The 7584-nt window shown below is 63.9% G+C and carries 6 protein-coding genes and 1 pseudogene; 5 read left to right on the top strand and 2 right to left on the bottom strand.

The genetic code is table 11. The annotated features are described in order from the left end of the window. A pseudogene (locus AC1D1L_RS21060) lies at positions 1 to 183 on the bottom strand (IS5/IS1182 family transposase); the annotation flags it as partial. A gap of 126 nt (positions 184 to 309) precedes the next feature. On the opposite strand from AC1D1L_RS21060, the gene AC1D1L_RS21055 reads away from it, so the two are divergent. Beyond that, positions 310 to 2418, top strand: a complete 2109-nt coding sequence (locus AC1D1L_RS21055) for a molybdopterin-containing oxidoreductase family protein (RefSeq protein WP_477343371.1) — start codon at positions 310 to 312, stop codon at positions 2416 to 2418. A 6-nt stretch (positions 2419 to 2424) separates the two neighbouring features. Here the strand turns inward: AC1D1L_RS21055 and AC1D1L_RS21050 are convergent, their stop codons facing one another. After that, a complete protein-coding gene (locus tag AC1D1L_RS21050; protein WP_477343370.1) occupies positions 2425 to 2931 on the bottom strand; it encodes an Lrp/AsnC family transcriptional regulator in 507 nt (168 codons plus the stop codon). Between the two features lie 75 nt (positions 2932 to 3006). On the opposite strand from AC1D1L_RS21050, the gene AC1D1L_RS21045 reads away from it, so the two are divergent. The 4 genes from AC1D1L_RS21045 to AC1D1L_RS21030 all read left to right on the top strand — a co-directional run bounded on the left by AC1D1L_RS21045 (position 3007) and on the right by AC1D1L_RS21030 (position 7533). After that, positions 3007 to 4215: a diaminopropionate ammonia-lyase gene (locus AC1D1L_RS21045; protein ID WP_477343369.1), complete on the top strand. Its 1209-nt coding sequence runs from the start codon at positions 3007 to 3009 to the stop codon at positions 4213 to 4215. Continuing rightward, the gene (locus AC1D1L_RS21040) at positions 4212 to 5438 is read left to right on the top strand and encodes an allantoate amidohydrolase (protein WP_477343368.1); all 1227 of its coding nucleotides are present in this window, start codon (positions 4212 to 4214) and stop codon (positions 5436 to 5438) included. The genes AC1D1L_RS21045 and AC1D1L_RS21040 overlap by 4 nt, the downstream gene beginning before the upstream one ends. A 13-nt stretch (positions 5439 to 5451) precedes the next feature. Next, complete coding sequence (locus tag AC1D1L_RS21035) at positions 5452 to 6624, top strand: M20 aminoacylase family protein (RefSeq protein ID WP_477343367.1); 1173 nt, start codon at positions 5452 to 5454, stop codon at positions 6622 to 6624. Between the two features lie 105 nt (positions 6625 to 6729). Further along, positions 6730 to 7533, top strand: coding sequence for an agmatinase family protein (locus tag AC1D1L_RS21030; protein WP_477343366.1), 804 nt, complete (start codon positions 6730 to 6732; stop codon positions 7531 to 7533). The last annotated feature ends 51 nt before the right edge of the window (positions 7534 to 7584 follow it).

Raw genomic sequence — 7584 nt, 5'->3', positions numbered from 1 at the left:
CATCACCAGCGAATTGTACGCAGGCCGCCCTGGCCCCGCCGGCGAGCGCAGCCGCGCAAGGATCTTCTCGAAGCGATACCACTTCACCAGCGACGACAGCCGGTCCAGCCGACCACTCCGACCAAGACCCTGTGGCAGCAGAGCCTCCACAAAACTGAACTGACCGCTCGGCTTCGTCGTCATCGCAAAATCCCCGTTTCAAAAACAGGGAATCACATCCATCCAATTTTGCAACAGTCCCACAAGGGGAGAAGGAAGAGGCGCCATCTGGCCCTACACGCCGCGCACAAAACTCGCTAGACACGCGCCATGAACCAGCACGCCAAGCTCCGCATCGGCCATTCGGCCTGTCCGCATGATTGCCCGTCGACGTGCGCACTCGAGGTCGAACTGCTCGACGGCAACCGCATCGGCCGCGTCCATGGCGCCAAGGCCAATACCTACACATCCGGCGTCGTCTGCGCGAAGGTCGCGCGCTATGCCGACCGTGTCCATCACCCGGACAGGCTGCTGAAGCCGCTGGTGCGGGCCGGTGCCAAGGGCGATGGCCTCTGGAAGGAATCCAGCTGGGCGGCGGCGCTCGACCTCGTCGCCGAAAAATTCATCGCAGCCGAGGAAAAATACGGCTCGGAGACGGTGTGGCCATACTACTATGCCGGCACCATGGGGCTGGTGCAGCGCGACGGCATAGACCGGCTGCGCCATGCGAAAAAGTATTCCGGCTTCTTCGGCTCGATCTGCACCAATCTGGCCTGGACCGGCTGGATGATGGGGGTGGGCGCCTTGCGCGGTCCCGATCCGCGCGAAATGGCCAAATCCGACTGCGTGGTGATCTGGGGCACCAATGCCGTGGTCACGCAGGTCAATGTCATGACCCACGCCATCAAGGCGCGCAAGGAACGTTCAGCCAAGATCGTCGTCATCGACGTCTACGAGAACGCGACGATGAAGCAGGCCGATATGGGCCTTGTGCTGAAGCCGGGCACCGACGGCGCGCTGGCCTGTGCGGTCATGCATGTGCTGTTCAGGGAAGGCATGGCCGACCGCGCCTATCTCGAAAAATACACTGACGATCCCAAGGGGCTGGAGGCGCATCTGGAGACGCGCACGCCGGAATGGGCCTCCGCCATCACCGGCCTTGCCGTCGCCGAGATCGAGGCCTTCGCCCGCCTCGTCGGCACGACGAAGAAAACCTATTTCCGGCTCGGCTATGGCTTTGCCCGCCAGCGCAACGGCTCGGTCAACATGCACGCGGCGTCCTGCATCGCCGCCGTCACCGGCGCCTGGCAATATGAGGGCGGCGGCGCCTTCCATTCCAACTCCGGCATCTTCAAGCTCAACCAGGATGTGCTGGAAGGCACCGCGATGCGCGATCCCAACATCCGCTATCTCGACCAGTCGCGCACTGGCCCGGTGCTGACCGGTGCGGCGGACGCACTCTATGGCGGCCCGCCGGTGACGGCGATGCTGATCCAGAACACCAATCCGGTGAATGTCGCGCCCGAGCAGCGACTGGTGAAGCAGGGTTTCCTGCGCGACGATTTGTTCACCTGCGTGCACGAGCAGTTCATGACCGACACCGCAAAACTTGCCGACGTCGTTTTGCCGGCAACGATGTTCCTCGAGCATGACGATGTCTACAAGGGCGGCGGCAACCAGCACATCACGCTCGGCCCCAAGCTGATCGAGCCACCGGAAGGGCCGCGCACCAACCATTTCGTCATCGAGCAACTGGCCGAGCGCCTCGGCGTTGCCGACCGCCCGGGCTTCGGCCTGACCGAGCAGCAGCATATCGACATCATCCTGGGCAAGCGCGGGCTGGGCAGTTTCGCCAGCCTGAAGGAAGATAAGTGGGTCGACCTGCAGCCTGATTTCGAAGCCGCGCATTTCATCGAGGGCTTCGGTCACGCCGACAAGAAATTCCACTTCCGCGCCAACTGGAGCGGGCAGGCGGCGCCCAACCGGCCCCCGAAAAGCATGGGCCTGTTCGGGCCGGTGTCAGAACTGCCGGAATTCCCCGACCATGTCGACCTGATCGAGGTCGCGGACGCCGAGCATCCGTTCCGGCTGACGACATCGCCGGCGCGCAACTTCCTCAACTCGACCTTCTCGGAAACGCCGGTGTCGAGGGCCAAGGAGGGTCGGCCAGAGCTCCTGCTGCACCCGGACGATGCCGCTTCCCTCGGACTGGCCGACGGCGATCGTATCGAGGTCGGCAACCGGCGTGGCGAGGTGGTGCTGCACGCAAAACTGTTCGAAGGCATCAAGCGCGGCGTGGTGATCGCCGAGGGCATCTGGCCGAACAGCGCCCATGAGCGCGGCGAAGGGATCAATGTCTTGACCGGCGCCGATGCGCCTGCACCCTATGGCGGTGCGGCCTTCCACGACAACAAGGTCTGGCTGCGACCGGTCGGCTGATAACGGTTATCCCGGCAAAGGCACCGTCAGCCCGACCTTGACGCGGTCCATGGCAACGAAGGTGCGGAATTTTCGCACGTTCTTGCTGTCGAAAAACAGTTTGCGCGTCAGCGCCTCATAAGCGCCCATGTCGGCCACGGTGATGACAAGGATGAAGTCGGCCTCGCCGGTGACGTAGTAGCATTGCTGCACCTCGGGCGCCGCCGAGAATTGCCCCTTGGCCGCGTCGATCAGGTCCGAGCGTTCGCTCTCCAACTCGACCTCGACGAAGATGGTGATGGGCTGGCCGACCGCCGCCGGCTCGACGACAGCGACATTGCCGGCAATCACCCCCGTTTGCTCCATGCGCTTGATGCGCCGCTGCACCGCTGGCGCCGACAGATTGACGGCTTCGCCGATCAGCCGCTGCGGCGTCGTGTTATCTAGCTGCAGGATGGCAAGGATAGCGAGGTCGAAACTGTCGAGTGAAGGCGATGTAGGCAAAGGCGCTGTCCCAGCGAAACAAACTTGCATTCCAAAGCGCCAATTACAGCGCTCTTTGCGCCTCGGCTGCAATATGATTTCGTCTGACCCTCAAGGAGGCCATCCGTGTTCCTGCTCAACAGCAATACCTTGCACCGCGAACCGCTCGATCCGGTCGATGCCGAAACGCTGGGGGTTGCCGGCGCCGACACGGTCGAGCGCTTTCTGGCCCATCGCGACAATCACCAGGTAACGGCGCTGCATGCCTTGCCGGCGTTGGCCGGCGAACTCGGTCTCAGCACCATCCACATCAAGAATGAAGGCCTTCGCCTCGGCCTCGGCAGCTTCAAGGCGCTGGGCGGCTCCTATGCCGTCTTCCGCCTTGTGCTGGAGGAGGCAAGCCGGTCGCTCGGCCGGCCCGTCGACGTAGCCGATCTCAACCGGCCCGACGTCCGGGCGATCGCTGCCGGCATGACGGTGGCCTGCGCCACCGACGGCAATCATGGCCGCTCGGTTGCGCAAGGGGCGCAACTCGTCGGCGCCAAGGCTGCAATCTTCGTTCATGCCGGCGTCAGCGAGGAGCGGATTGCGGCCATCGCCCGCTATGGCGCCGAGATGATCCGCGTCGACGGCAATTATGACGACTCGGTCAGGCAAGCCGCTGAAGTTTCGGCCGAGAAAGGCTGGACGGTGGTGTCTGACACGTCCTGGCCGGGCTATGAGCGCATTCCCGGTCTGGTCATGCAGGGCTATACAGCGATTGTGCGCGAAGCGTTGCACCAGTTGCCGCAGCCGCCAAGCCATGTGTTCGTGCAGGCCGGTGTCGGCGGCATTGCCGCAGCGGTGGCAGGTCATCTCGCCATCGTGCTCGGCGATGCCAAGCCTACCTTTACCGTGGTCGAACCCGCCCGCGCCGCTTGCGTTGTCGCGGCTGCCCAGGCGGGTCGCGTGGTCAAGGTCGCGCACGACCAGCCAACCGTGATGGCGATGCTGGAATGCTACGAGGCCTCGGCAGTCGCCTGGCGTGTGCTGGCGCGGGTTGCCGATGCCTTCATGACGGTGGACGAGGATGAGGCCGTCGCGGTGATGCGGCTTCTGGCCCAGCCAAGTGCAGGCGATCCGGCGATCGTTTCGGGTGAAAGCGGCGGTGTCGGTCTTGCTGGGCTAATCCGGGCGGTGGCTGACCACAAGGTCGCTCTCGGGCTCGATAGCCAATCCCGCGTGCTGCTGATCAATACCGAAGGCGCTACCGACCCGCATCGCTATGCCGAACTGGTCGGCATGACACCGGCCGATGTGCTGGCCGGCAAGATGCCAGCCGAGGCAGCATCATGATCGCCATCGATGCGAAGCGCCTGCTAGGCCGCATCCGTGACCTCGGCGCCGTCGGTCGTGACAATGACGGCAGGCTGATCCGGCTCGCCGCGTCCGATACCGACAGGCAAGGCCGCGACCTCTTCGTCGGCTGGCTCAACCACGCCGGGTTGGAAGTCGCCATCGACCGGGTCGGCAACATTTTCGGCATCTGGCAAAGCACCGACAATGCCGGGCAGGCGCCGCTGCTCATCGGCTCCCACATCGACACCGTCATCGATGCCGGCATCTATGATGGCTGCTATGGCGTGCTGGCCGGGCTTGAGGTGATCGAAACGCTGAAGGCGTCGGGCTTCTTGCCCTTGCATCCCATTGCAGTCGCCGCTTTCACCAATGAGGAAGGCGTGCGCTACACGCCCGACATGATGGGCTCGCTGGTCCATGCCGGTGGTGCCGGCGCGGACGAGATGTTGGCCGCCATCGGCACCGATGGCAGCGTGCTCGGCCAGGAACTCGCCCGCATCGGCTATGCCGGCGACCGCGAACCCGGCTTCCTCAAGCCGCACGCCTATCTCGAACTGCATATCGAGCAGGGGCCGGTGCTGGAGCGTGAAGGCGTGCCGATCGGCGCCGTGGAAAATCTGCAAGGCATTTCGTGGCAGCGCATCACCATCGACGGCGCCGCCAACCATGCCGGCACCACGCCGATGTCGATGCGCAGCGATGCCGGCCACGCCGCCGCCCGCGTCATCACCTTCCTGCACGATGGAGCCAAGGTTTCGAACACGCCGACGGTCGTCACCGTCGGCACGATGCGCTTCGAGCCGAATGCCATCAATGTCATTCCCGGGCGCGCTGTCTTCACTATCGACCTGCGCGATCCCGATGAACAGCGCCTGCAGGCACATGAGGCGGCGCTTGCCGCATACCTCGAAGAGCTTGCTGTGGTCGAGAACGTGTCGATTTCTGCCGAGCAACTGGCCCGCTTCGAGCCGGTCCTGTTCGATATCGGCATCGTCGAACGAATCGAGGCCGCCGCGAGGAACCGCGGTCTCGGCGTCAGGCGCATGACATCAGGCGCCGGCCATGATGCGCAGATGATGGCCCGCATCGCACCGGCGGCGATGATCTTCGTGCCGAGTGCCGGCGGCATCAGCCACAGTCCGCGCGAACATACCGACGATGCCGAGCTTGTCGCCGGCGCCAACATCCTGCTTGATGTCGCCACCCAGCTTGCAAAATAGGTCGGGGAGAAAAATGGCTGAACTCGATCGTGGTGCGCTGAGACGGGAGATGACGGGCTGGCGGCGCGATCTGCACGCGCATCCTGAATTCGGCTTTGAGGAAAAGCGCACCGCTGCCTTCGTCGCCGCCAAGTTGCGTGAATTCGGCCTGGACGATGTCACCGAAGGTGTCGGCGGCACCGGCGTTGTCGGCACATTGAAGCGCGGCAGCGGCAACCGGGCGATTGCGCTGAGGGCTGACATGGACGCGCTACGCATCACCGAGCAGTCGACGGCCACCTATCGCTCGCAAAACCCCGGCTTCATGCATGCTTGCGGCCATGACGGCCACACCACCATGCTGCTCGGCGCAGCAAAACTGCTGGCTACCGAGGGCGGATTCGATGGCACTGTGCGCTTCATCTTTCAGCCGGCCGAGGAGTGGGGCAAGGGCGCGCTGGCGATGCTCGACGACGGCCTGATGCATCGCTTTCCCTTCGACGAGATCTTTGGCCTGCACAACATGCCTGGCCTGCCCATCGGGTATTTCGAAACCCGCGCCGGCCCGATCATGTCGGCCGAGGATAATTTCGAGATCGTGCTTAAGGGCATCGGCGGCCATGCCGCGCGGCCGCATTCCGGCAATGAAACCCTGGTTGCCGCCTGCGCGCTGGTCACCAATCTGCAGACCATCGTCTCGCGCCGGCTGAGCCCGGTCGACATATCGGTGGTTTCGGTGACCGAACTGATCACCGATGGCACGCGCAATGCATTGCCCGGCCTTGCCCGCATCCTCGGCGACGCCCGCAGTTTTCGCCCCGAGGTCAGCGCCGAGATCGAGCGGCAGATGCGGGTCATCACGGCGGGCACGGCCGCCGCCTACAATGTCTCCGCCGAGGTCACCTACACCAGGGAATTCGTGCCGCTGCAAAACGATGCCGACCTCGTCGACGAGGCCTTTGCCGCCGCAAGGCGCGTGCTGGCCGAGAACGCAGTCGGCGTCGCGGCGGAGCCGATGACCGGTTCGGAGGATTTCGCCCGCTTCCTCGATCACGTGCCGGGCTGCTTCGTCTTCCTCGGCAATGGCGAGGCGTCAGTGCCGCTCCACAATTCCAGTTACGACTTCAACGATGACGGGCTGTTGCACGGCGCAAATTTCCACGCCGCGATCGTCAGGCAAAGACTGGGCGGGGAGGCCGGCAAATGACGGCTTGATTGCCGGTTCGCCTTCGCTGCTGGCCCAAGCGGCACCGCTATCGCCAGCCAGCTCCCGGGTTTAGTGAGATTGCCTGTTGCCGGAGATCGCACGCCAATGGCCAGGGTTTCGCTTCTGGGAATACCGCATGACGAGAACTCGTCCTATCTCAAAGGCGCCGCAGCAGCGCCTGCCTTGATCAGGCGCGAGCTTAAAAGCGACGCCCACAGTTCCTGGAGTGAGACCGGCTTCGATGTGGCGGACAGTTTTCTCGACCATGGCGACATTGATTTTTCAGGCGTTGGCGACCCGTGGGAGCGGATCGAAAGTGAGGTCGGCCGCGCGCTGGATACCGGCCATCCGCTGATCAGCCTCGGCGGTGACCACGCGATCGCCTGGCCGGTTCTGCGCGCCGTGCGCCGCCGCCACCCCAGGCTGACAATCGTCCAGATCGACGCCCATCCCGACATCTACGATGCCTATCAGGGCAACAAGCGCTCGCACACCTCGTCCTTTGCACGCATCCTGGAGGAAGGGCTGGCCGACCGGCTGATCCAGATCGGCTTGCGCACGCTCAACGACGAGCTCCGTGACCAGCTCACACACTTCGGCGTCGAGGTCATCGAGGCGCGCCATTTCAGCGAGGATCTGCGGCTCGACCTCAAGACGCCGGTCTATCTCTCGGTCGATCTAGATGGCCTCGATCCGGCCTGTGCGCCCGGTGTGTCGCACCGCGAACCCGGTGGTCCTACAACCCGGCAAGTGATCGGCTTGATCCAGCGGATCGACCAACCGATCATTGGTGCCGATGTTGTCGAATACAATGCGAACCAGGATGTCTCCAACCTGACGGCGCTTGTCGCCGCCAAGCTGGTCAAGGAGATCGCCGGCATGATGCTGAAGACGCATGGCGCCGCCTGAATCAATCTGGCAAGGCGGCATGGTAGACGATTGTTCGGTAAAGCATTTCCA

The organism is Mesorhizobium sp. P2_D6 (assembly GCF_056404315.1).
This window is presented reverse-complemented; position numbering and strand designations above follow the sequence as displayed.

What these genes read in the sequence shown, in the direction of transcription:
- AC1D1L_RS21055 (WP_477343371.1), top strand. Translation starts at nt 310, where the DNA reads ATGAACCAGCACGCCAAGCTCCGCATCGGCCATTCGGCCTGTCCGCAT.
- AC1D1L_RS21030 (WP_477343366.1), top strand. Translation starts at nt 6,730, where the DNA reads ATGGCCAGGGTTTCGCTTCTGGGAATACCGCATGACGAGAACTCGTCC.
- AC1D1L_RS21050 (WP_477343370.1), bottom strand. Translation starts at nt 2,931, where the DNA reads ATGCAAGTTTGTTTCGCTGGGACAGCGCCTTTGCCTACATCGCCTTCA.
- AC1D1L_RS21035 (WP_477343367.1), top strand. Translation starts at nt 5,452, where the DNA reads ATGGCTGAACTCGATCGTGGTGCGCTGAGACGGGAGATGACGGGCTGG.
- AC1D1L_RS21040 (WP_477343368.1), top strand. Translation starts at nt 4,212, where the DNA reads ATGATCGCCATCGATGCGAAGCGCCTGCTAGGCCGCATCCGTGACCTC.